Raw genomic sequence first — 25,453 nt, 5'->3', positions numbered from 1 at the left:
GCTGTCGGTTACCATCGACAGCGTACTGTTGCTTTATAGATACTTCTCTTTTCTCCTCACCATCACTTTTTACGAAATATTAGTAATAATATATTATATAATACCTTATATTTGCTACGGAGTTCTTATTCATAATATAAACAGTCAAACAGCCGGCTTATGAAAACACATTACATCACACCGTTCTTCATCGCTATCTTCTTATTTGGAGCCTGTTCCGGAAACAAAACAGCCGGCGGGCGATCCTTAGACGACTGCCCCATTGTCACCACCCTGCATCTCGACCGGGTAAAAGACACGCTCGATCTGCCGGTCAGCCAACCGGATGCAGGAGACATTGCATTAAATACTTCTTCTGAGCAAGTAGAAATGCAGCCAATAAAGCAAAAGGAACCGGCATCTGAGAAAACAGAATCCAGCAAACAAGATAACAAAGCGAGTATTAAAGAAACCCCCAAGCAAGAAAAACCGGAAATGCCTTACTACACAGCCTATCTGGAAAACTGGGAAAGTTATTTTCGAACCAATAACAAATATAAGGACTGGGATTCCAAAGATGCAAAGATGACGATGATTACTGCAACTATCGACAAATACGGCAAACCTCATGATGTAATAATGTTCCCCCTATGACCCGCATCCGCCTCTACCTCGCCTTCTTTCGCACCACGCTGCTGACCAGCATCATCATCGGAGTGGCACTTGCTTTCGTGGCTTCCATCCTCCATTCAAGAGATTTTGTCGGTAGCGCATTGCTGTTCATTCCTACGTTCGGGTTAGGGATGGATTTGCTTTATAAAGAAATATCATATAAGGAGAAATACTTCTTTTTCTATAACAAAGGCATCAGCAAGGTAGAACTTTTGGTCGCCACGTTTGTGATTTTCGTATCATTATGTCTGGTCTTTAATCAAATCATCCGGTTATGTGCACTTGTCTGGAAGTCGATAGCGTCGTAAAAGCGTTTAAAGAGAAAACTGTCCTGTCGGACGTCTACCTCTGTTGCCGTCCGGGAGATATCATCGCCCTGTTCGGACATAACGGAAGCGGGAAATCGACTCTGCTGAACATTATTTTCGGGACGTTGAAAGGCGACAGGAGCTTTATCCGCATAAACGGGAAAGTGATCAAAGGAGCAGCCTACCGTACGGGGATGGTGGCTTATCTGCCCCAGCACGACTTTATCCCGCCCAATCTCACCATCGCGCAAGCGGTCGAACTCTATATTCCAAAGGAGCAATATAAGCAATTCCTTGGCGACCGGTTCCTGTTCAAAGTCCGCAACAACAAGATCGCCCATCTTTCGGGAGGCGAACTGCGTTATTTGGAGATAAAACTTATCCTCTACAGCAAAGCAGCCTATCTTCTGTTGGACGAACCGTTCAACGGCCTCTCCCCCGTTGCAGCGGAAGAAATACGGATGCACATCGCCGAAAGCGCCCGGACAAGAGGCATTATCCTGACAGACCATAACTTCAGGGAAGTACACAAAATCGTAAACCGCATCCTGCTTCTCGACCAATGCTACCTGAAAGAGATCAAGGAAAAAGAAGAATTAATCCCCTACGGTTATTACCAGCCCGGTTAATTTTAGTACCTTTCAGCGTTCTATTAATTCTCAATCATCATGAAAACCTGTTGTATGATTCTTTTAGCGGCTTTCACGTCGCTCGCATCCGCCCAACAAAACGGCGTGACCAGCATACTGGAAGTGCTGGACGTAACAAACGGCCAGCGCACCGTAGTCAAAGAATTCCCTTACCGTGTCGAAGCCCCCAACTGGACGCCCGACGGCCAGTGGCTCGTGTATAACAGCGGAGGCAGACTGTACAAAATCTCACCCGATTCGACCGGCGAACCGAAAATGATAAACACCGGTTTTGCCGCCCGATGTAACAACGACCATGTCATAGCTGCCGACGGCAAGCAGATCGCCATCAGCCACGGGACAAAAGAAGACGGCAAATCACGTGTCTACACGCTTCCGATGCAGGGAGGAACACCCCGCCTGATCACCCCGATGGCTCCCAGTTACCTCCACGGATGGAGCCCGGACGGACGGCAACTCGCCTATTGTGCCGAACGGAAAGGCAATTATGACATCTATGTCATTCCAGTTGAAGGAGGAGAAGAAACCCGCCTGACGACAGCCGAAGGGCTGGACGATGGCCCCGAATATTCGCCCTGCGGAGAATATATCTGGTTCAATTCCGTACGCACCGGCCTGATGCAGGTATGGAGAATGAAAAAAGACGGCTCCGAACAAACCCAGATGACCTTCGACGAAAGCCGTAACTCCTGGTTCCCGCATATCTCGCCCGACGGCAAATCGGTCATTTACATCACCTACCACAAAGGAGATTTGGAGCCGGGGCAGCACCTGCCCAATAAAAACGTAGAGCTTAGGCTGATGCCTGCCACGGGAGGAGAACCGAAAACGTTGGTCAAACTATTCGGCGGACAGGGAACGATCAATGTCAATTCCTGGGCACCGGATAGCAAACGCATCGCATTTGTCAGCTACCGCCTCTCCTCTCCTTCCCCTTCGTCCGAATGAAAGGTGTTACGCAACTCCGGCTGTATCCTGATAAATGATGATTTACCGGCAAAAGGTGCATGCTTTTCCGGCAAAAGGTGCATGCTTTTCCCGGAAAAGGTCGGCACCTTTTCACGGATAGCCTTAAGGGTATATTTTATAGCCTTAGGACTATATTTTATGGCTCCCAGCCTATCTATACATCTTTATTAAAGCCTTTTATTTTTATAGCATTCACCTTCACATCGCTGCAACTTGCTGAATATATGCCAGTTGCTGTGAATTCTGTGAAGCAAAATGAATTTTGGAAGACAAGCGTCTCCGCGCCCATTCATGCAGCCGTCCTCCGGGGGTTCACAGCAAGTCATACCGAAGGGACCGGTTCCAAAATGAGATTTTGATATGGTTGCTCAAGATTAAAATAAACCGATCATACAATTATTCTAAAATATTCCTATATTTGTTTCGTATATAGATGGCAAAGCGTTGCCAGTATTTTTGTTTTTGAAAACGTAGGCGTTTAAAGATACTATTCAATCTGGAATCTGGACCATTTCATCGTAGTGAATAGACACGACGTCAACGTCCTTCTATTTGTGTATACACATTACAAATGTGATGCAATCATGTTTGTGTATTTCAAATAAAGGGCGTGGTGCTGTTGTGTATATCACTGCGAGGGCCGTCCAGAGCCTCAGATTGGTATATCAACAGTTCTCACGCTTCTTTTTTATAATACGTTCAATCGGGAACTGTTGAATGTGAAAAAGCCCGATAAAATGAAGGATCTTTTTATGATTACAAAGCTCAAACGGCAGATAAATGCTCTTTTGGAAAGGAATATGGCTCCTATCCATACGGCCGATCTCTTCTGGGAACTTCGCCCTTACATGGCAATTCACAGGATAGAACTTACGGACCATGGCATTATCCTTCCGCCCCTTTCCTCCAAAGATACATCCGTATCGATCGATTCGGACCAGGTAGCCTGTATTTCGGTTTGCCGGAACGGCGTGCTGATGCTTTTCCTCTTCAACGGTAAGATTTGCATGCTTTCCCGCCACAGTTCCACCCGTAAACAGATATCTGTTTACCGGCAAGAGTTTTTCCACCTTATCTTAATGGAAATACAACTGCGTTTTTGGGCATTAAGAGAATTACTATTGTATTGATGTGCGCTATCCTCAAGAAATAAAAAAGGAATGTCAAATCGACATTCCTTATCAGACACACATTTACCTCTTATTATTTCACACCATATTTCTGCATTCCATATTCACCTAATATTTCAAGGTATCTGAGGCATTTTCTAAAAACCTTCTTCATAGCTTCTCTCTTTTTGTTTAAAACGACTTGTACAAAACGGCTCTGCTTCTTAACCGCAGAATTATGTTTTACAACACAAAAGTAGAGCTAATATAGATATGTTGCTCACTTCAGACACCTATTTAACATCATTTGCACAAACAGCCGTACAAGAACAACCGCCTTACCCGATAATATACTTCGCATGCGGCAACTTGCTTACCAGATAGGTAAACGACCAGGCGCAGACAAAAGTCAGGACGGTAGAGACAGGGACAAGTGCCGGGATGGGCGTCCCGATCCATTGCGCAAACATATAGGAAGGGCCGACAAAGAAATAATGCACGCAATACAAGCCGAAGCCGCATTTAGTCAAATTGGCAAGGGCACGGCAAATGACAGGCGAAGCGATCCGTACCTTCTGTACCAATAGGAAAACGGCTGCCGTCATCAATAACGCGTTAGGCGAACAATAAGTAAAGAACAACTCCATCCCCTCTTCGCTCACATTCGGATCGGATGTCATATAGCGAAAGCCGGCCAATGTAATAAAATAGCCTGCCAGAAACAGCGGAACCGTCACCGAAAAAGTCTTGCCGAGCGACCAGCCGGTCCCTTTTCCCAGATAATGCCCCAAAAGCAAATACCCGTTGAAACCGGCAAAATAGTAAAACAGCCCGAATGAATTCCACGAGCAGGTTCCGAACTGATAACGCGAGACAAACTCCGTCAGATAAGGGATGAACAACGAAACGAACCACAGTGCCAGAAACATACGCTTCGCCTTGTCCGATGCCTTTTCCACCCAGGCGGAGAAGACCGGCATATACAGATAAAGCCCGATCAGCACATAGATATACCACATCGGCGTCGCATAAACCGTAAAGGTTACAGGTATCAAGGCAATGGTCTTCAACGCTTCCGTAAACGAAGCCGAAGGGTTAGGTTCCCAGGGGAAAAAGTCCGTCACCAACTCCGGGCTTCCTCCCACCCACTGGATAAACCAGGGCGCCAGATCGAACAGGACAGACCAAATCAGGAAGGGGAATAGCACACGCGGAATGCGTTTCTTATAAAAGACGGAAGCCTCCTGCCTGACAGGCAGCAAAAGAAATCCGGTCATCATCACAAACAACGGCACACTGGCACGCAGCATGGAGCCGTAGATGGAACCCCAGAAATTAAACTCCGGATCGGCACGCGACTCGGGCGAAGCGTTGAACGGGTCGGTGCAATGAATGGCAATCACCATCAGGATTGCGACAAGACGAAGGACATCCAGCCAGACGATATGCGGCCTGGCAGTGGTAGTTTGAACAGTGTTCATGGCAGAATAAAGATCGTTATGTGTTTACTTGCTATTCTTATACTCCGACGGAATCGTGCCCGTGCATTTCTGGAAAGCCCGCCGGAACGTACTGATCGAATGGAATCCGGAACGTTCGGCAACCTCCTGTATGCTGGCATTCGGTTCGGCATCCATCAGGCGTTTGCTTTCCTCGATCCGGAACTGGTTGACATAATCGGAAAACGATTGTCCCAGCTCCCGGTTAAACAGTTGGGAAAGGTAAGAACGGCTGATAGGGAAGACCCGTTGCAAGTCCGTCAGGCGTAAATCATCGCGAAGATACGGTTTTTCTCTTTCAAACCATGCATCCACCTCCTCCGCATAGCGTTTGCTGAGAATCCGGTGTTCGTCATCATCATTGCCATCCTCCTCTTCCTGATAGGGCAGATCCCATCCGCTTTCAAAAGAATGTTCCAGTACGACCACCTTCAGGAACAGCGCCTTATAAAAGAAATAATACCAGGCAAACAGCAGGACCGTCTTGTCGATCACATACATCAAAGGCGTATTGGTCAGCAATAAAACAAGGTAGAAGCCATACAAGACGATTAAAATTATCATGGTTTTCTTTAACCATTCCAAATCATATTCTTCGGGATCGGATACATTCTCGGCCAGGAAAACATTGAAATCTTTGCTGTACCGTGCTATCAGATAGACGGGCAGTACCATATAAAACAAGGTCAGCACGAAGACCGTCATACGGAGCAAGACATCCATATTAAAGTATTCGAAAACTTCCCGCATCGAATAGTAGGTATGTATTTCACCCCCCGACAGACGATACGTCAGGTAAGCCAGCCCACCGAAAATAACCGGACTGATAAATAGAAAGAAACGTTTGCAGGTAAGATAGCCGGGGCGCAATACTTCAATCACATAACAGGCAAGCGTAGCCGTCACCAACGCACCCATAATCAGAATATCCGGATGAAAAGCTTCTTTCGGCTCATGCAAATAGAGGTTGACGGACAACCTCACGATTGCCAGGAAAGCCCACAAATACATTCCCCACCCCAATATCTTTTTCGCCCGGTTATCATCGGCACGGAGTAGCAGGGTAGTTCCGCCGAAAACACAGAACCCTATAATCTGTAAGCTCAATAAAAACTGAATTTTGTCCAACATAATAGATCCCTCGTATCAAGTAAACAAATTGGAGCATTAAATAGTTGATTTGAACCATCAGTAGACAATTTGATGCCTGTAGACAATTTGCACCCTGCGGTTTTATACGATTTCATCGTGGTTTTATACCGAATGCACCCTCTACCTCCCCAAACTGACTGATCTTTGCACCTGTAATCATTTCACAAAAATAATACAAAGAATGAATAAATTACTACTATTTATAATGATGTCGGTTAGTATTTTCAGTTGTACAAACGACTACGATCCGGAACTCATTGATAATTTAGGCATGAAAGAACGACCTTTAAAAATAATAACAAAGGTGCTGACAACAAAGTCTCCTAATTTTATGCAAGAATTTACAAGAGGATCGGTTATCGGGTTGCATGTCGTCTCAGAAAGCACCGGCAACCTCTATGATAGTAATCCGGATTACAAAAACGTACGGGCCGAGGCCTATCTGATGAACAACAGGCTGAACTGGCGACAGTCTCCCGAGATCTATTTGCACGAAGAGCCGGTCATCGTTTATGCCTATTATCCGTACCAGTCGCAAGTAAACTTCGACCCGGAGAATATCCCGGTCAGCATATCGCCGGATGCCTCCCTGACGAAAGATTACATGCACGGGGCACAGGCCAGCGGGCAACGGGCGGTCAACAAGATTTCGCCAATCGCTCTTTTAAATATGAACCATGCGCTTTCGCTTCTGAACTTCCAGTTGCGTATGGCACCGGAAACGGAAGGTTGCTTCCTGCTCCACGCGATCCAGATCGGGAACAAAGCAGGCGGCACGGCTCTATGCTTCAGGGGGAAGATGAATATTAGAACCGGAAACATCGGCGGATGTGCCGGAACGAATGCCTCCACCCGCCTGAAGCTGGACAGTCCGCGGATGCTGAAAGAGATACCGGACGGACAGCAACAACTGATGGTGATCCCGACCTCACGCATCAAAGACGACGGAGATGTGGAAGTGCTCTTCACGATTAACAAAGAGACGTTCAAATATGAAATTCCCGCCCATACGAAATGGGAAAAAGGAAAAAGATATATATACAACCTCCTTTTCGACGGTAAAGGCATCACGCTCGACGATGTAAGCAGCAGCGAATGGCTTCCTGTCGGAGGTAGTATGGAGAGTATGATTCTGTAGTGTAAGTTTTATTTTATGTTTGGTTATGTATAGAATTTTCGGGCAGAGATGTTTTGTTGTGATGTTGATTAGCTGCCTGCACGGATGTATGGGAGAGAGTACAGGCAGCTCTTCATCACAAGAAGAAACACCGCTGTGGGTGAAAGGGAAAAGCAGGGAACCGCTGTTCGCTAAAACATCCGGGAACGGGGTTCGGGCTACTTTTTCTGAAAGAAATTCTATAGGTGTAACAGCCGTGGCAAGTACTATCCCTCCGCTTGCCACCGGCTAATACGCCGAACTTTACGACTCAAAAAGACATTTGAAAGCGCCCCCGCCCATCTTATCCCTTCTCAACTTATCGCCGACACACCTCTATTGAATTTTAACCAGGGCGGGGTCGCTTTTCATCTTACTTCTCGTTCCAATCTCATATTTTTATCTATATTTGCTACCAGAAGCGTACGGAATACAAATATAAATAAATGTCTTATAAGGAAATACATAGCTTTAACACCTTATACACACGATACTACAAGAAAGCCTTCTTGTTCACTAAATCGTTTGTACATGATGAATCCGTAGCCGAAGACATCGTATCCGACGCACTGATCAAGCTATGGGAAAGCTTGAAAGAGAAAGAGAAAGGAACGGACTATACCGACGCTTTGCTGCTTACAATCCTCAAAAACAAATCGCTCGATCATCTCAAACACGAGGCTATCAAAGCAGAAGCCATCCATTCGATGAGCAGCCTGAACCAGCGCGAATTGGAAATCCGTATCTCCACCTTGCAGGCATGCAACCCTGAAGAAATATTTTCCGAAGAAGTAAAAAAGATTATCACAGACACACTGGCTACCTTGCCCGAACAGACGCGCCATATCTTCATCATGAGCCGTTTCCAGAACAAGTCGAACAAAGAGATTGCCGAACAGCTGGGTGTATCGGTCAAAGGCGTGGAATATCATATAACGAAAGCGCTCAAACCGCTGCGTTTAAGCCTGAAAGACTATCTGCCCGTTTTATGTTTTTTACTTTTAGCCGAATAATCTTCATTTTCCGGTTAGGGATGTTCCCGTCTGAATCGTGTTATTAATAAGAGGTGGAAAAAACCAACCTCCCTGAAGAATAATTATGGATAAGGATATACTACATAAATACATTATCGGCGAAGCAAGCCCCGAAGAAAAAGAGGCTGTTACCCGTTGGGTAGATTCCGATAAGGAGAATATGAAAGAATATCTCGCCTTACGCAAACTCTATAACATAACGATCTGGCAAAATGAGCCGGCTCATTTTGCCTCAGAAAGTCTTTCTGAGGGGCGGAAACGGTGGACGTTATGGGCAATCGGCCGGGAAGTGCTGAAAATCGCCGCCATATTTGCCATCGCTTTTTCAGTTGTGTCGACATATAACAAAGCAGAACCGGAGACTGTCCGACAGGAAGCCGTTATGCAAACGATCTATGTTCCTGCCGGACAGCGTGCCGAACTGACGCTGTCGGATAGCACAAAAGTCTGGCTGAATGCTAAAACAACCTTGACTTTCCCCAGCCATTTCGAAGGCGGCAACCGGAGTGTCACACTGGATGGAGAAGGCTATTTCAATGTGACCCACAACAAAAACAAACCGTTCATCGTCAAGACGGAACAATACGATATAAAGGTTTTAGGAACGGAATTCAATGTCCATGCCTATAAGGGAAATCCCATCTTCGAAACCTCATTGCTGAAAGGCTCCGTACAGATCGAATCGGCCAACCACCGGGATAATCTCCTGTTAGAGCCGAATAAAAAGGCCTACACGGACCACGGGCAGCTTAAGACCTCCCCGATCACCCAGTACAATTATTTCCTCTGGAAAGAAGGGCTGATCTGTTTTGACGACAACACGATCGGAGACCTGTTCAAGAAGCTGCAACTCTATTTCGATGTCAACATCATCATCCAAAATACCCGGATCCTCAACCAGCGTTACAGCGGCAAATTCCGGACCAGCGACGGGGTGGAACATGTCCTGAAAACCTTGCAGCTCAGGACAAAATTCAAATACGAGAAAAAGGACGACAAGGAAAGTACAATCATAATAAAATAAACAAGAGTCATTAACATCTTAAATCTATACTGCCTATGGAGAAAGGAAAGAATACATAAAAAAGCCGGAACGCGCTACCAACACACTCCGGCTAAGTCAATACCAGACAGGATTTTAATTATCTTAAGTATTAACTAATACAAGGCTATAAATGTATGAAAAATAATCTATACAGGGATTTCTATATCCCATTAAAAATGACTAACAAACATATATTGCGCATTATGAAAATAACCTTTGCATCTCTCTTCATTTTCATAACGGGGCTATTCGCTACGGAAGCCAGCTCGCAAGTTGCCAAAGTTTCCATCAACGGCGAAAACATAAATATCCAGACGCTGATCAATCAAATCGAACAGCAGACGGATTACCTGTTTATCTTTAATAAGAACGAAGTAGACCTTACTCGTAAGGTTTCTGTGCATGCAACCAATCAATCTGTTGCAGACATCCTGCAAAACATATTCAATAACACCGATATTGTCTATGCCATGCAAGGAAACAGCATCATGCTGATGAAAGGGGATAAAACAGAAAACCCCGCCGTCATGCAATCGACCAGGAAAATCACCGGAACGGTCACCGACGAATACGGTGAACCGCTGATCGGTGTGAACGTATCCGTCGAAGGCACAAGCAACGGGACTATTACGGACGGCTCGGGACATTTCTCCATCTCCGCATCACAAGGAGAAACATTGGTCATTTCCTACATCGGATATGCCACACGCCATATCAAATTAGGAAACTCAGCTACCATCGACATCGAACTGCGGGAAGACACACAAGCATTGGAAGAAGTGGTAGTCGTAGGTTATGGTACACAAAAGAAAATCAACCTCTCCGGTTCGGTTGCCTCTGTCAAGATATCCGACATGGCGGAAAGCCGTCCGATCACCAATCTCTCGAATGCTTTGGCAGGAGCGGCAGCCGGTGTAAACGTCACCTCTGCCAAAAACCGTCCGGGCAGCGACGATGCCACCATCAAGATTCGTGGCGTCGGAACCCTGAACAATGCAGACCCATTGGTCATCATCGATGGTGTGGAAGGCTCGTTAAGCAACATCAACATCAACGATGTGGATAATATCTCCATTTTGAAAGATGCCGCATCTTCAGCCATCTACGGTTCACGTGCTGCCAATGGCGTTATCTTGGTAACTACCAAAACAGGGCATACCGGCAAGATGAAACTCTCTTACAACGGCTATGTCTCTTTCCAAAGTGCCCGTAAAGGGATTTTGGAACCGGTCAGCAATTACGCCGATTATATGGAGTACATAAACGAGGGGTACGACAATGCCAATGTAGCCGCTCCCTATACCGTGACATCCATCCAGGAATGGCGTGCCGATGGAGGCCAGAATCCGTTGAAATATCCGAATACCAACTGGTTAGACGAATCTTTCCAAACAGGTGTCGGAAGTAACCATACCGTTTCGATGCAGGGAGGAAGCGAATCCATACAGTTTTACGGATCATTGGGCTACTATGACAATCCGGGTATTATGGAGAATGCCGGGTATCAGCGTTACCATGCCCTCTCAAACATCACGGCCAATGTTACCGATTGGTTGAAAATGGGGTTGAATTTCAGCGGTTATTACGGCAAGTCAGATCCGGGATCGGGTGAATTCGGTTGGGCTTATGCCACATCTCCTGCCATGATTTTGAAACATGACGGGAAATATGGCGGTATGCAGGATCCGCAAGCGGATGTTTCGGAATCAGCCAACAATATGCTGGCCAACTTGCACTCCACACGTGGCGACAACATCACCCGCAACGGAAAAGGGCGCTTCTTCCTGACCGTAAACCCAATCAAGGATTTGAGTGTAACCGGGAGCATGGTCTATGAATTTACCGGCAATAACCAGAAAGTCATTCCGGTATTCCATGACTTCTGGAATTTTTCCAACAATACTATTTTGGTAGAAGGCAAGGGACAGTCTTATATCAAGCAACTGAACAACCGTTACGAACGTAACTTCATGGACATCGTAGCCAACTACAGCCATCGCTTTTTAGAAGATAGATTGGGCTTCGGAATCATGGCCGGTGCAAGCCAGGAACGCTATACGGAAGAAAAAGAGACAACCGAGCGAAAAGACCTGATCGACTCGAGCCTGTCTGTGATGGATGCGGCTAACGGAGAACTTTCTGCCTCCGGCAGCAAGCAGGTCTGGGCTATGCGCTCTTACTTCGGACGTATCAACCTGGATTGGGAAAACAAATACCTGGCTGAGTTCAATCTCCGTTCCGACGGTTCTTCACGCTTCCTGCAAGGCAACCGCTATGGCTGGTTCCCCTCAGGATCTGTCGCTTGGCGAATCAGCGAAGAAGAGTTCATGAAAGAATACGACTGGTTGGATAATTTGAAGATCCGTGCATCCTACGGTTCGCTGGGAAATAATTCTGTAGGTAATTATGCCTCCCGTTCGACTTACTCCAACGCCACGTATGTCATAAACGGCCTTGCGCAAACCGGTTGGAAAATAGCCAATCTGGCAAATCCGCTTCTGACCTGGGAAAAGACAAACGTAACCGACATAGGGCTTGATTTCAATGTTCTCAATAACCGCCTAAACGGTACGTTCGACTACTTCAACAAAAAGACGGACGGTATTTTGATCCAACTCCCGATCCCGAGTGTCCACGGAACGGCAAAAGCAGCGACGACCAATGCAGCAGAAGTCAGCAACAAAGGTATCGAACTGACATTGGGATGGAACGACCGTATCGGTGATTTCTCCTACGGCATAACCATGAACTACACCCATATCAAAAACACGATTGATAAGTTCCAGGGTGAAGACTACTCATTAGACGGTTACAAATACATCAAAGAAGGCGGTTCCATCGGTGACATGTATATGTACGAAACCGACCGGATCATCCAATCCGATGCGGATCTGAAACTCGTCGACGACATGATAGCCGCCAACCCGAAAGCATTCGAAGCCCTCGGTCGCGTACCGACCAAAGGGGATGTCTTGTTCAAAGACCTCGATCATAACGGTGTCATCGACACAGAAGACCGTACCGTAGCAGGCAACACCAATCCGACAGACTACTTAGGATTGAACCTGTATGTCGCCTATAAAGGCATCGACCTGTCGATCAGTATGGATGGAGCATTCGGCTATCAGGGCTACATCAATGAGAACTACTTCTCCACTTCAGTATCGAAGGACCATCAGCTATCCAAATACGTTGTCGAGAATGCTTGGAGAGAAGGGGTTACCAATGCCAAGTATCCGCGTCTTTCTTCACAAGGTATCATTGCTACCGACAACAATAATACCACCTGGATGCAAAACCGCGATTTCTGGAAAATTCGTAATATCCAATTGGGGTATACTTTCCCGAAGTTGCTGACACAAAAGATCTTTGTTCAAAAACTGCGTGTCTATGGTTCGTTGGAAAACTTTTTCACGATCACAGGGTGGAAAGGCATCGATCCTGAAACAGACAACCTGGTTTATCCGACGATGCGCCAGGCAGTAGTAGGTATCAATGTTGAATTTTAAAGATTAAGAGTTATGAAAAACATAAAACGATTTTTATCAGGTATATGCGTATGCAGCTTACTGACTTCCCTCACGGGCTGCTACGATTTGGAACAATTGCCTCACGACTCTGTAGTAATCGATTTCAACGATTCGCAAAAAGCGTATGAAACGATGGTCGGAGTCTATCAGGCACTGAATGGCTCAAGCGTCTACAACGGCTTCTACGCCTTGGAGTCTGCGACCGATTTAGGTTGGAGCTATAACGGTTGGTGGCCGGCCTATGACAAGTACAATATATCGATGGGTATCGCTAACGCCTCTTATGGAGGGTTCAGCGAAACTTGGTCCGGTCTATACGAAGGAATCTCCCGGGCGAACAACATGATCGCCAATATGGGAAAAAGCAACCTCGATGAAAGCATACGGATCCAGTATATAGCCGAGTCCCGCTTTATAAGAGGATTGCTCTACAGCAACCTGTTGAATTATTTCGGCGGAGTGCCCATCTACGACGAGACCTTTACGGGAGATGCTTCGGAAATGCTGAATCCACGCAATACGGCCGAAGAGGTACGCGAATTTGTATTGAACGACCTGACGTTTGCCATCGAAAACCTGCCCAAGACACGCAGTTCCGTCGGACAAGCATCGCAAGGGGCCGCCTATGCCCTGCGCGGAAAAGTCTATCTCTACAATAAAGAGTATGAAAAAGCAAAAGCCGACTTCCTGCAAGTGGTTAACGGAGGATATGGCTACACGCTGCACAGCAGCTATGCAGACCTGTTCCGTCCGTCGGGCTATGAAAACGGAGCCGACGATTGCAACGAGATCATCTTTGCCGTCGAACACATGGGCGGTAGCTCCACTCCTTACGGGCTGCATGTACAATTCCTCGGAAACCGTGCCTCCTACGGCGGTTGTATCAATGCGAATGTTGCGTCGCAGGAATTGGTAGCCATGTATGACTGTATCGATGGAAAGCCTTACAACCGGGATGATTTCTTTAAAGGCATCAGCGATGAGGATCTTTATCAAAGCCAATTCGATGAAAACGGACAAAAGGTGGTAAGCTATCCACCTGCCGTTGACAAGCTGAAAGCCATGTATGAACAACGCGACCCGCGTATGGCAGCAACCGTCATTCTCCCCTACACCACTTACAAAGGATGGGTATACAATGCAGCGGCAGATTGCGAAATGGTGCTATCGAATGATGGCGTATATCATTCCAACGAAGGAAACGGATATGTACGTAACGCCTTTAATCACGACGCCTACCTCTGGCGCAAATTTGTCCAGGAATACGATTGGGGAAGCCAGATCGCAGATCGCGGCAACTCGCCCGTCAACTGGCCGATCATCCGTTATGCCGATGTTTTGTTGATGCTGGCTGAATGCTACAACCAAACGAATGACCAGAACAATGCGGTTATCTACATCAACTAAGTGCGTAGCCGTGTAGGTATGCCGGGATTGAACAGCGGTCCGGCTTGGCTGGCTGCCAATTCGCAAGACGAAGTGTTTGAGCGTATCAAACATGAGCGCGCCGTTGAGTTTGCACTTGAAGGCCTCCGTTTCTTTGACCTCCGCAGGTGGGGCGAATTGGTAGAGAAAACCAATGGCATGAAAGAAACCGATATCATGGGCAAGCTGATCGGCGGAACGAAAACCATTGATGAAAAATATAATCTATGGCCTATCCCGCAGTCCGAAATAGACCTCAACGATAAATTGATACAGAACACAGGTTGGTAACATCATCAGGTATTAGTCTTTAAATTGACAAGGGCGGTCCACACATTGTGAACTGCCCTTGTTTCATTCTATTACCAATAATATATATTTTCAGTGTACACATTTACGCCTTACCCGGTGTTCCGGAAGAAGACGCGCCTGTCGTCGTACTGCTGCCACCCGGCATTTTAGGGGCGGAGGCAGTTGTTGCAGAAGTTGCGCTTGTAGTAGTTGCAGCAGCTCCCTGTGCCTGTTTGTCGACTTCCCAATGGAACGGTTCGAACTCTGTGTTCGGGTCTATCCAAGACGGTTTTTTAGCAGCGTAAATAATGAACGGAGCGGCTACCACCACGATAGCACCGATAATCAGCACGGCAAACCAAACGGTATTGTTACCTGTAGAAATCTGGCTGGGCGGAATAAAGCTCAGAACGAAAGCGAGCAGTGAACCGCAGAAACCAAGACCGCCGATAAACCACATCAGACCGTTGCCATTCTTACCGATACGGAACGGACGACCGGCTTTCTTCATCCGGTAACGCAGTGCGATTGCACCGGAGAACATCAGCATATACATAATCAGATACAGGATAACCGTCAACTGTGACAGAATCTGATAGAAGCTCTGTACGGAAGGCATGACCACGAACAACAAGCTCAGGAATGTAACGGCCAGACCCTGGATCAACAGGATATTTTTCTGTACGCCCAACTTGTTTGTTTTCTGGAAGAACGGAGGCAGATAACCGGCTTTACCTACGGCAAAGATACCTTTTGACGGACCGGCAACCCATGTCAATACACCTGCCAGCACACCGAAAGCCAACGCAACGGCGATAACCGGTGACAACCAGGAAGCATGGATAAATTTGAAATAGTTGTCGAAACCAACCAGCAAACTCTGTGTCAGGTTAATATCCTTCTGCGGGATAATAATACCCAATGCGAATGTTCCCAACACGAAGATCAACACAGTAATCAAAGCACCGATAAACACGGCCTTCGGATAGTTGACGGAAGGGTTCTGCACATCCTTCACGTGAATACCGCCCATTTCCATACCGGCATAAAAGAGGAAAATACTGGAAGCAAGCACTAAGTTGTCGAACTTCGTAAAGTCGGGGAAGAAATTGCTATGGAAGTCCATATTGGAATGCCCCCCGGAAGCCAGGTACACAATACCTAAGATAATCAGCAAGGCAGCCGGGATGATCGTACCGACGATACCGCCCACTTTAGCCACTTTACCTACCCAGCTCAACCCTTTCAAAGAGATGAAAGTTGCAAGCCAATAAATAATCAATACCACAACCAGCGTGTACATTTTGTTCGAAGCCAGCGTCATGTCGTGCGCATCGTTCATCCCGATAAACGCGATGGAAACGGCACCGAAAGTCAACACGGTCGGATACCAGATCGTACTTTCGATCCATTGCACCCAGATAGCTAAGAAGCCCCATTTCTTGCCATAGGCCTCTCCTACCCATCGGAACACCCCGCCCTGTTTATCCTGAAACATGGCGGCCAACTCGGCAGCCACCAACGAAGTAGGAATTAAGAACACGATTGCTGCAAAAAGATAATAAAAGGCTGAACTAAGTCCATACACAGCCTCGGCCGGCAGTCCGCGGAGTGAGACGACTGCCGTAACATTCATAATCGCAAGAGTAAATACTCCAAGTTTTACTGCTTTTCCAATATTTGCCATGAATTTTACTATTAAAAAGTGAATTTTGTTTCGTTTAGTTTCGCTTGTATTGACAGTATAACAACTCCTTTTTGTGTTAGTTTGTCAACAAAATGTCAAACTTGGTTAATTAACAGACAAGTGTTAAAAACAAAAGGTGTCATTTTGTTGTTTCATCGGATAAAATATTTAAAGATAATGAGAACTGCATTCAACGACTTTTTTTATGAAAAGCGAGGTATCTACGGAGTACTTCATGTGATGATATTACTGCTATCGTTGTTCCTCATCGTAGATATTTCGATCGACACGTTCAATAATATACCGTTCATCTCGCAAACCTCGTATCTGAAAACGCAGTTCTGGATCTGTATGTTCTTCATTGCCGATTTCATATTGGAGTTTTTCTTATCAAAAGATAAAATTCATTATTTGCAAACCCATTTTCTCTTCCTGCTGGTTTCGATTCCTTATCTTAATATAATAGATTACTATGGCTTTACTTTTTCGGCCGAGGTGACCTATTTCCTGCGTTTCATCCCGCTCGTACGCAGCGGATGGGCACTGGCGATCGTCGTCGGCTGGCTGACTTCGAACCGGGCTTCCGGCCTCTTCGTCTCCTACCTGACGATGTTGCTGGCAATGGTCTATTTCTCCAGCCTGATCTTTTTCGTGATCGAACAGAAAGTGAACCCCGAAGTCAAGGATTACAGCGACGCCCTCTGGTGGGCTTTCATGGACGTGACGACCGTCGGTTCGAACATCATCGCGATCACTCCTACAGGACGCATCCTGTCGGTCCTGCTGGCTGCTCTCGGCATGATGATGTTCCCGATCTTCACGGTCTATGTCACGAGCTTAGTACAGTCGGCAAACAAGAAAAAAGAAGATTACTATAATGAGACACATGCCGCCCCTGCCGGACAAGCGGCAGAGAGTGAACCGGCCGGTTCTCCCCAGACAAACAAATAAATTCTGGGGCATTATTATTCACTTATTGTAAAAAACAAATTATTTAACAATTGATGGGTCTGGTGATGAAAAAATCCAGATACCCCTTTTTTGAAGGTAAAACGAGCTTTTTTCCATTTATTTGCCGGTTTATCACCATGAAGACGGTCGTCATCGCCATGACAAGGGACTTCATCGCCACGAAGACGGTCGTCGTTACATACGAAGTCAATGTTCATGGCAACGAAGACGGTCGTCATTTCAAAATTCTGCGCAGCTCACGCCGAAAAGACGTGAAAATACTTTTTCCATAAATGATCCGCGCCCCGACCTTGTCTGCAAATATTCGATTCTCCGGGAGTTGGGCTTTATCATATTTTCCTATTTTTCTTACTCCGGCTGACAAAACAGAAGCGATAACCGGACAAGCTGCCTGCCACATACTTTGTGTTGTCAAACAAAAACCGCCTAAGCGGACAAAATGTAAGATCAAAATGAACCGGAATTTCAGATGAAATAGAAAAAGGGCGAAAAAGGGGTTATTGTCATTTTTTCATATTACAATAGTTTCATCTCCTTAATACCTTTTATTATATCAATACGGCTATCCATAATTTTTTCCTTTTTACAAAGGAAAACAAATTTGTTTACATAAGGTTCGCTTTATTAGAAAAATTACTCCTTTACGCCAAGGCTCTTTCATTTATCCCCTCTTGTTTTTCTGAAACACATCCGGCATGATAAAGGAATACGAATTTAGGATTATCAAAATGTCACTACTACCCCATCCAAATCGGATTACTACCCCATGTTTTTGAAATTACTATTGCGGGTAATATTTTTTAACATTACAGAATGCGCTACTTTACCGAATAAAGATAATAAAATGATAAAATTATTTCCACAAAAAACGAGCCCCCCGTCTCCCTGTTAAATACAAGGGCGTGGAGGCTCGTCAACTAAAAGAATAAACCGTTTTAATCGGTGATTGTAAACCGGGTACTTCCAAAGATGGAGAGGCCCAGCTTATTCATTATGTATTTTATTGCCAGTTGTGCTTTTACAGAGTTGCCGGAACTGTCCAAAGGAGGAGCAAAGGCAGAGATACCGAAGTGACCGGGCATGATACCCATGACGCCGCCGCCTACACCTGTCTTGGCAGGAATACCGGAAGTGTACAACCAATCTCCCGTACGTTCGTAGAAACCGACTGTAGCCACTAAGGAAGTGATTTTCGGAGACAAGGAAGCGTCGAAAACAGGCTTCTTGGTAACCGGGTTCACGCCGTCGTTGGCAACGGTTGCTGCGGCGATGGAAAGTTGTTCGGCTGTGATACCCAATGAGCACTGGCGGGTGTACAGGTCGAGCGACATATCCGGATCGTCGTAGATACGGTTGTAGTTCTTCAGCAACCAGGCGATGGAACGGTTGTTGAAATTGGTGGCCGTCTCGGACTTATACAGTTCGTCGATCAACTGCGGGGCACTCCCGCAAAGGTCGGTGATGTTCGAAACGATGGCTTCCCACTTCTTGTCGGAATTACCGACCGGCTGTACCATGCTGCAAGCCGTGATCGCTCCGGCGTTAACCAACGGAGTGGAAGGATGGTCGTTTTCAAGCAAGATCGCCATGATGGAGTTGAAAGGCAAGCCGGTCGCATCGGCACCGATCATTTCGAGCAGCTTCTCGGCGCCGTACTGGCGAAGAGCCAGGATAGCCGTGTGCACTTTCGAAACAGACTCGATCCCGAAACGGTAGGAAGAATCGCCCAGCGTAATGGTCCTGCCGTCTAACAGGCAAATACTGATACCGAACAGGTTCTTGTCGATATTAGCTAAGTAAGGGATATAGTCGGCATTCTTGCCGCCCGTATTATCCTTAAATTGCTGGTAAGCTTCCTGGGCTGCCTCTTTTATTTGAGAAACGGAAATTGTTTTAATCATAAACAACTGATATTAAAAATTGATAGTGAAAGAGGAGGTCGTCGCAACAGGGCTGCAACTCCCTCACTCTTGAATATATATAGTCAACAGGATTACTTCTTGTGAGGCATACCCGTGTGAGTAAATACAGAACCTTTCACTTCCAGATTCTTATCCTGTGCAATACGGGTAGGAGTCGGATATTCGAGTTTTTCAAATTCTGCAATGGCTGCATTGATATCGTTCAACAATTGGTCTGCCATATCCCGGCTGAGTCCCTGACGGGCAACGATACGCATCACTACATAATTTTCAAGATTGTTAGGCAGTGTATAAGCCGGAACCATCCAACCGCTTTGTTTCAGTTTATCCTGCAAGTCATACAGTGTCCATTTTGCCTTCTTTGCATAATCCGGTTTCAGATACCAGATGAACAACGGGTTCACGACTTCGTTGCTGTAGTTTACGAACGGAGCCATCTTGCCGATCTGGTCGTGCAGGTATTGGGTGACTGCCATGCTGTTTTCCTGGACTGCTTTATATCCTTCGAAACCGAGACGGATGAACTGGTAGTATTGTCCGAGGATCTGGGCGGCAGGACGGGAGAAGTTCAAACCGACCTGTGTGATGTTAGCTCCCAGATAGTTTACACTGAATGACATGGAATCAGGCAAATAAGATTTGTCTTTCCAGACAACCCAGCCCAGACCCGGGTAAACCAGACCGAACTTATGTCCGGACGTACTGATGGAAAGAACCCATTTCAAACGGAAGTCCCACTTCAATTCCGGTTTCAGGAACGGGAGGATAAAGCCGCCGGAAGCAGCATCCACATGAATAGGAATATCGTAACCAGTCTTTGCATTGTAGGCGTCGAGAGCTTTGTCCAGAGCTTCTACATCATCATTCAGACCTGTCCATGTAACCCCTTGGATGGGCACGATACAGATCGTATTTTCATCACACATCTTCAATGCTTCTTCGGGATCGAGCGTAGTCTTATCCAGCGTCAGAGGAACCTGGCGCATCTCGATCTGCCAAAGCTGGGCGAATTTTTCCCATACAACCTGGAATCCGGTAGAGATAACGAAGTTCGGTTTGTCTACAGGCTTACCGGCGGCCAATCTTTTCTTACGCCAGCGCAGCCAGGCTGCAACACCACCTAACATACATGCTTCGGAAGAACCGATAGCCAAAGCTCCGGCTTTCCATTTTGCCTGTTCGGGGGAGTTCCACAAATTGGCTACGATATTGATACATTTGGCGTTCATTACGGCAATACGCGGATATTCCGTTTCATCGATGTAGTTGATGTTGATTGCCTCGTTCATAAGTTTGGTTGCATAGTCGTCCATGTAGGTAGTTACGAATGTAGCCAGGTTCAAACGGGGTTGTGTCTGTGCAAACGTTTCGTCTTTAACCATTTGATACGCGATTTCCGGGGTGGTAGGACCATCTGGGATTTTGTCTACAGGAGAGGCTTGTAACATTTTTTCCGAGCCAAAGATTGCTGTCTTGGCATCACCTTTTCTGAAATTAGAATCTTCCATGTCTTTTTTGTTTTTAATTATTAATGGCGTTATCGACTTATTCCGGTCGATTGTATGGCAAAAACAGCTACTATCCGCAATTGTTCTGCGTTTTTGGTTAAACATACGATATTTGGGGTTTATTAAAATAATGTTATATAAGAGTGCCAAAATCTACTCGTATTTTAACCTAAAACGGCTCTGCAAAAGGATTTTATATAAGTATATGAAGTTCTAAAGTGAACATTCGCTTTTCGGGATTGTTTCAATACAATAAAATAAAACGATTATGCGAATACAGACCGGAAAGGGGACGATCCCCCTTATTACATTAATAGGTATATGGTCGATCTCGGCACTGAATGCACTGCCCGGCCTGGCCGTCTCCCCCATCCTGGGGAAACTTTCTGCGATCTTCCCCCATTCCACGGAGCTGGACATACAGATGCTTTCGTCTCTCCCTTCCCTGCTGATCATTCCTTTTATCATCCTGTCGGGCAAGTTGACGGAAAAAATCAATAATATCCTCCTGCTGCAAGTCGGCCTGGTGATCTTCTCGCTGAGCGGTATTTTGTATTTGCTTTCGACGAAGATGTGGCAACTGATAGCCGTCAGTGCGCTTTTAGGGATCGGTTCGGGGTTGATCGTACCGCTTTCCACGGGCTTGATCTCCCGCTTTTTCACAGGGGCGTACCGGACAAAGCAGTTCGGGCTTAGTTCCGCGATCACGAATGTCACTTTGGTGCTGGCTACGATTCTGACCGGTTACCTGGCAGAGGTAAACTGGCATCTGCCGTTCGTCGTCTATCTGTTTCCACTGATCTCGATCGTTCTCTCGTTCTATCTGAAAAAGAATATTTCGCCCTATCCCGACACGAGTACGCATACTACTGCAAAACCGGCGGCTCCACAGGCGGAAGCCGGAAAAACGGATGGGGCTACCGACAGCAGTTTCGGTAAATCAGGCATACAGATACGACACCTGATGCAGATTATGGCGTTCTACGGGCTGGCTACTTATCTGGTGATCATTATCAGCTTCAACCTGCCGTTCCTGATGAAAGAATACCATTTTACCAGCGGTAATTCGGGCATCATGATCTCGCTCTTTTTCCTGGCTATCATGGCACCGGGCTTCGTGCTTAACCAGGTCGTTTCCTATTTCGGGAAAAAGACCAAGTTCGTTTGTATGCTTTCCATTGCTTTCGGGATGGCACTTATCCTGATCTCACGGACAGAGTGGCTGATCGGATTGGGATGCATCTTTACCGGATTCGGATATGGCGTCATACAGCCTATCGCCTACGATAAGACGACACGCACGGCGATCCCGTCCAAAGTGACGCTGGCATTGGCTTTTGTGATGGCGATGAATTACTTAGCAATCCTGCTTTGCCCGTTTATCATCAATGTCTTTAAAGACCTTTTCCATATCGAAACCCAGCAATTCGCTTTCATCTTCAATATGGTGATCGCGCTGATAGCGGCCGCCTGGGCCTATATCAAACGGGATTCATTCTTATTCAACGACAGTTTCAAATCCGCATAATATCAAACCGTATCAAGCATGAAGAATAAAGTTACAGAAGCAAATGTCAGTATGGTAATATCCAAGACCTTCAGCGGTCTGAACATGAATGCACTGAAATATTTGCTGCCGCTCTGGATGACGCCGCTTTCGGGTGTTACGCTACGATGCACTTTCGCGGCAGTGGCTTTCTGGATTATCGGGATGTTTACAAAACCGGAAACCTCCACACGGAAGGAGAAGATATCTCTTTTCCTGTTAGGGGCGCTGGGTATCTATGGCTTCATGTTCTTCTACTTGATCGGGCTGAGCAAAACGACTCCGGTTTCCAGTTCCATCTTCACCAGCCTCGAACCGATCTGGGTATTCATTCTTGCCGTAATCTTTTTCAAAGAGAAAATAACAAAGATGAAGGTTGTCGGAATATTGATCGGACTGGGAGGCGCCCTACTTTGCATCCTGACACAAAAGAGCGACGACCTGGCTGCCGACGCTTTTACCGGAAATATACTCTGCCTGATGAGTTCGTTCGCATATGCCGCCTACCTGATTATCAGCAACCGGATATTGAGTAAGGTCGGGGTGATGACCATGTTGCGATATACGTTTACAGGAGCGGCTTTTTCGGCCCTTATCGTGTCGGCAATAACCGGTTTCGATGCCAAGGTGCTGGAATTGCCTTTACACTGGACGCCTTTCCTTATCCTTATGTTCGTCCTGATCTTCCCTACCGTCATCAGCTATCTGCTAATCCCCATCGGCCTGAAATACCTGAGTACGACTTTGGTCGCCCTCTATGGCTACCTGATCCTGATTGTCGCCACTATCGTATCGCTTACGTTGGGGCAGGACCGTTTCAGCTGGTCGCAACTGATAGCCATATTGCTCATCTGTTCCAGCGTTTACTTCGTTGAAATAGCAGAGAACAAAGAAAAAAAATAATTTTTTTCCCTTTCTTTGTAACAACTTCTTTTCCGTTCCCGTCTACTCAATGAACGCTCTTCAATAGCGCGCATTGAAAGAGCCGGAATTAACGGAATCAAGTAACGATTAATACACAAGAAAGATGAAAAAATACATCGCAATTCTGATCCTCATGCTATTCTGCCAGGCAGGATATAGCCAGAGCATGGACAAACTATTCAACGACTTTGCCAAACAGGAAAACGTAACCCGCGTAACGGTCGGCCCGTTCCTTATGAAAATAAGCAGCCTGTTTACCGAAACGATGGGTGTGAACAGCATCGAAGTCCTTTCTTTCGAGGAATGCGGCAGTACCGTCAAAGACAATCTACGCACCGCCATCAAGAAACTGAAAGACCCGAATTACGAAACAATGGTCAATTCAAACGAAGAGGGCAGCCGCACGAAAGTAATGGTACGCATCGACAAAGATGTCATCCGCGAACTGGTAATCCTGACAACCGACGGAGGTGACGATGCCCTGATCCGTATCAAAGGGAAAATCAAACCCTCTGATATCGAAAAAGTAATAAACGACCACAAAGATGGATGTTGAGAGCTTTAAAAGGCTGTTCCTTCCTCTGCATCCCAAGCTCTTCCGGATCGCTTACGCATTGGTCGAAAACAAATCCGATGCCGAAGATATCCTGCAAGATGCCTACTATAAGCTATGGAGCCGGCGGGAGGAACTGACCGATGTTCAGAATCCGGAAGCCTTCTGTGTGACGCTGGTCAAAAATCTTTGTATCGATTTCCTTCGTTCTCCCCGTGTGGGCAGGCATAACGAAGAAGTCACCGAAGTTGTCGCCTTCTCGCCAGATTCTTCTCCGGACGAAAAACTGGAAATGAAAGACAAAGTACAGCAAGTCCGCCACCTCGTCAGCCGCCTGCCGGAAAACCAACGGCAAGTCCTCCGGCTAAGAGGAATTGAAGACTGCTCGATGGATGAGATAGAACAGATCACCGGCCTGAGTGCCGTCAACATACGGGTGCTGCTTTCCCGGGCACGAAAAATAATCAGGGAACAATTTGAAAAATATTATACTTGACGAATATGGACGATAAAAAGATAGACGAACTGATCAATAAAGCCCTCCAGGAGGAGCAGGCTTTACCCGAAGGACTTTCCCGCAGGCTGGAACAGCAGATCGATGCCTGGGCTTCCGCGGAAGAAAAGAAAACTCGTTCATGGACTCGTAGACGCTCCTTATACTGGTTAAGCGGAGCAGTAGCAGCCATCCTGCTGTGCATCGCCTTTTTCCAGTACGACGTATCGTCTCACACTCCGGACCGGCCCCGCGACACTTACACCAATCCGGAAGAAGCCGCCGTCGCCGCCGAAAAGGCTCTGCTCCTGCTGTCACAGAACCTCAACAAAGGTATTAGCCAGGTGAATGACGCAGAGCAGGAAATAGATAAAGTAAACAACATTTTAAACAAACATTTAAACGATTAATCTTATGAAATCCAAGAATATATTCCTGATTCTTTTCCTTTGCTGCACCAGCCTGTGCTTCGCTCAGGACAAACTGTTCGAAAAGTATGCCGATATGGATAACGTAACATCCGTCTTCATCTCCAAAAAAATGTTCGACATGATCCCTAACGTAGAAAGCGGCGGCCTTAACTTGATGAACCTGAAAGGGAAAATAAACAACCTCCAAATCGTAACTTCCGACAAACGGGAAGTTCGTGACCAGATGCGGAAAGAATTCGGCAGCCTCATCAGCAAATCGCATGAAGAACTGATGCGTGTGAAAGATAACGATACGCGCGCCTCTTTTTACATAGTCCAGAATGGTGATCTGATCAACGAAATGATTATGCTGGCCGACACGGATTCGGACTATGTGGTCATCAAAATAACAGGAAAGTTCACGTTGCAGGATATACAGGATGTGGCAAAAAGCCTTTCCCAAAACGATAAGAAACAGGTAACGATCAGTTACAACTAAAAAAGGAAAAGTATAGTTTCCCGAAACGATAAGTATGCTTTTGGAATACCTTAGTTCTGGTAGAACTAAGGCTATTCTTGTCTATTGTTTGCTACCGTGACAAAAGTAGACATATAATAT

22 protein-coding genes and 1 pseudogene are annotated in these 25,453 nt (G+C 46.3%); 18 read left to right on the top strand and 5 right to left on the bottom strand.

The features are described 5' to 3' along the window. The first annotated feature begins 159 nt into the window (after window positions 1–159). The 5 genes from ACPYIV_RS16195 to ACPYIV_RS16175 all read left to right on the top strand — a co-directional run bounded on the left by ACPYIV_RS16195 (window position 160) and on the right by ACPYIV_RS16175 (window position 3,708). The gene (locus tag ACPYIV_RS16195) at window positions 160–633 is read left to right on the top strand and encodes a hypothetical protein (RefSeq protein ID WP_293732430.1); all 474 of its coding nucleotides are present in this window, start codon (window positions 160–162) and stop codon (window positions 631–633) included. Then, the gene (locus ACPYIV_RS16190) at window positions 630–959 is read left to right on the top strand and encodes a hypothetical protein (protein ID WP_293732431.1); all 330 of its coding nucleotides are present in this window, start codon (window positions 630–632) and stop codon (window positions 957–959) included. The genes ACPYIV_RS16195 and ACPYIV_RS16190 overlap by 4 nt, the downstream gene beginning before the upstream one ends. Further along, window positions 926–1,588: an ATP-binding cassette domain-containing protein gene (locus tag ACPYIV_RS16185; RefSeq protein WP_299361144.1), complete on the top strand. Its 663-nt coding sequence runs from the start codon at window positions 926–928 to the stop codon at window positions 1,586–1,588. Before ACPYIV_RS16190 ends, ACPYIV_RS16185 begins: the two co-directional genes overlap by 34 nt. 39 nt (window positions 1,589–1,627) lie before the next feature. Continuing rightward, complete coding sequence (locus tag ACPYIV_RS16180) at window positions 1,628–2,557, top strand: TolB family protein (protein WP_299361146.1); 930 nt, start codon at window positions 1,628–1,630, stop codon at window positions 2,555–2,557. Window positions 2,558–3,315: 758 nt separating this feature from the next. Then, complete coding sequence (locus ACPYIV_RS16175; protein ID WP_293738730.1) at window positions 3,316–3,708, top strand: hypothetical protein; 393 nt, start codon at window positions 3,316–3,318, stop codon at window positions 3,706–3,708. A 317-nt stretch (window positions 3,709–4,025) separates the two neighbouring features. On the opposite strand, the gene ACPYIV_RS16170 is transcribed toward ACPYIV_RS16175, so the two are convergent. Then, entirely contained in the window at window positions 4,026–5,168 is a 1,143-nt protein-coding gene (locus tag ACPYIV_RS16170; RefSeq protein ID WP_293732435.1) for an acyltransferase, read from the bottom strand. A gap of 24 nt (window positions 5,169–5,192) precedes the next feature. Continuing rightward, window positions 5,193–6,317, bottom strand: coding sequence for a helix-turn-helix domain-containing protein (locus ACPYIV_RS16165; protein ID WP_425884028.1), 1,125 nt, complete (start codon window positions 6,315–6,317; stop codon window positions 5,193–5,195). Window positions 6,318–6,519: 202 nt separating this feature from the next. On the opposite strand from ACPYIV_RS16165, the gene ACPYIV_RS16160 reads away from it, so the two are divergent. The 5 genes and pseudogenes from ACPYIV_RS16160 to ACPYIV_RS16140 all read left to right on the top strand — a co-directional run bounded on the left by ACPYIV_RS16160 (window position 6,520) and on the right by ACPYIV_RS16140 (window position 14,819). Beyond that, window positions 6,520–7,476, top strand: a complete 957-nt coding sequence (locus ACPYIV_RS16160; RefSeq protein WP_425884026.1) for a fimbrillin family protein — start codon at window positions 6,520–6,522, stop codon at window positions 7,474–7,476. Window positions 7,477–7,940: 464 nt separating this feature from the next. Beyond that, window positions 7,941–8,507, top strand: coding sequence for an RNA polymerase sigma-70 factor (locus ACPYIV_RS16155; RefSeq protein ID WP_425884024.1), 567 nt, complete (start codon window positions 7,941–7,943; stop codon window positions 8,505–8,507). 85 nt (window positions 8,508–8,592) lie between these two features. Beyond that, on the top strand, window positions 8,593–9,552 hold the full coding sequence (locus ACPYIV_RS16150) for a FecR family protein (protein ID WP_425884022.1): 960 nt from the start codon (window positions 8,593–8,595) through the stop codon (window positions 9,550–9,552). A 224-nt stretch (window positions 9,553–9,776) separates the two neighbouring features. After that, window positions 9,777–13,082, top strand: coding sequence for a TonB-dependent receptor (locus tag ACPYIV_RS16145; RefSeq protein ID WP_293732440.1), 3,306 nt, complete (start codon window positions 9,777–9,779; stop codon window positions 13,080–13,082). Between the two features lie 12 nt (window positions 13,083–13,094). Continuing rightward, a pseudogene (locus ACPYIV_RS16140) lies at window positions 13,095–14,819 on the top strand (RagB/SusD family nutrient uptake outer membrane protein). Between the two features lie 103 nt (window positions 14,820–14,922). Here the strand turns inward: ACPYIV_RS16140 and gadC are convergent. Beyond that, the gene (gadC, locus tag ACPYIV_RS16135) at window positions 14,923–16,506 is read right to left on the bottom strand and encodes a putative glutamine/gamma-aminobutyrate antiporter GadC (RefSeq protein ID WP_425884019.1); all 1,584 of its coding nucleotides are present in this window, start codon (window positions 16,504–16,506) and stop codon (window positions 14,923–14,925) included. A 177-nt stretch (window positions 16,507–16,683) separates the two neighbouring features. On the opposite strand from gadC, the gene ACPYIV_RS16130 reads away from it, so the two are divergent. Next, window positions 16,684–17,457 carry a potassium channel family protein gene (locus ACPYIV_RS16130; RefSeq protein ID WP_293734668.1) on the top strand — a complete coding sequence of 258 codons (774 nt, stop codon included), beginning with the start codon at window positions 16,684–16,686 and terminating at the stop codon, window positions 17,455–17,457. Between the two features lie 53 nt (window positions 17,458–17,510). After that, window positions 17,511–17,750, top strand: a complete 240-nt coding sequence (locus tag ACPYIV_RS16125) for a hypothetical protein (RefSeq protein WP_293738736.1) — start codon at window positions 17,511–17,513, stop codon at window positions 17,748–17,750. Window positions 17,751–18,413: 663 nt separating this feature from the next. On the opposite strand, the gene glsA is transcribed toward ACPYIV_RS16125, so the two are convergent. Together glsA and ACPYIV_RS16115 are read right to left on the bottom strand one after the other, a co-directional pair. Then, window positions 18,414–19,379 (bottom strand): glutaminase A, encoded by a 966-nt coding sequence (gene glsA / locus ACPYIV_RS16120; RefSeq protein WP_301704210.1) that lies wholly within the window; start codon window positions 19,377–19,379, stop codon window positions 18,414–18,416. Window positions 19,380–19,471: 92 nt separating this feature from the next. Next, window positions 19,472–20,908: a glutamate decarboxylase gene (locus ACPYIV_RS16115; RefSeq protein ID WP_293734673.1), complete on the bottom strand. Its 1,437-nt coding sequence runs from the start codon at window positions 20,906–20,908 to the stop codon at window positions 19,472–19,474. A 268-nt stretch (window positions 20,909–21,176) separates the two neighbouring features. On the opposite strand from ACPYIV_RS16115, the gene ACPYIV_RS16110 reads away from it, so the two are divergent. The 6 genes from ACPYIV_RS16110 (at window position 21,177) to ACPYIV_RS16085 (ending at window position 25,333) form a co-directional block, all read left to right on the top strand. Then, window positions 21,177–22,436, top strand: coding sequence for an MFS transporter (locus ACPYIV_RS16110; protein ID WP_293738739.1), 1,260 nt, complete (start codon window positions 21,177–21,179; stop codon window positions 22,434–22,436). 18 nt (window positions 22,437–22,454) lie between these two features. Further along, window positions 22,455–23,357, top strand: a complete 903-nt coding sequence (locus tag ACPYIV_RS16105) for a DMT family transporter (RefSeq protein WP_425884016.1) — start codon at window positions 22,455–22,457, stop codon at window positions 23,355–23,357. Between the two features lie 124 nt (window positions 23,358–23,481). Then, window positions 23,482–23,934, top strand: a complete 453-nt coding sequence (locus ACPYIV_RS16100; protein ID WP_293734676.1) for a DUF4252 domain-containing protein — start codon at window positions 23,482–23,484, stop codon at window positions 23,932–23,934. Then, the gene (locus ACPYIV_RS16095) at window positions 23,924–24,427 is read left to right on the top strand and encodes an RNA polymerase sigma factor (RefSeq protein ID WP_293738741.1); all 504 of its coding nucleotides are present in this window, start codon (window positions 23,924–23,926) and stop codon (window positions 24,425–24,427) included. Before ACPYIV_RS16100 ends, ACPYIV_RS16095 begins: the two co-directional genes overlap by 11 nt. 5 nt (window positions 24,428–24,432) lie before the next feature. Next, window positions 24,433–24,834, top strand: coding sequence for a hypothetical protein (locus ACPYIV_RS16090; protein WP_293734678.1), 402 nt, complete (start codon window positions 24,433–24,435; stop codon window positions 24,832–24,834). Between the two features lie 4 nt (window positions 24,835–24,838). Continuing rightward, window positions 24,839–25,333 (top strand): DUF4252 domain-containing protein, encoded by a 495-nt coding sequence (locus tag ACPYIV_RS16085; RefSeq protein ID WP_293734679.1) that lies wholly within the window; start codon window positions 24,839–24,841, stop codon window positions 25,331–25,333. The last annotated feature ends 120 nt before the right edge of the window (window positions 25,334–25,453 follow it).

It is taken from the genome of Parabacteroides vesiculifaciens (assembly GCF_049860805.1).
Classification (GTDB): domain Bacteria; phylum Bacteroidota; class Bacteroidia; order Bacteroidales; family Tannerellaceae; genus Parabacteroides.
Note: the sequence above shows the minus strand (reverse complement) of the source record. Positions and strands in the feature narration are given on the sequence as shown.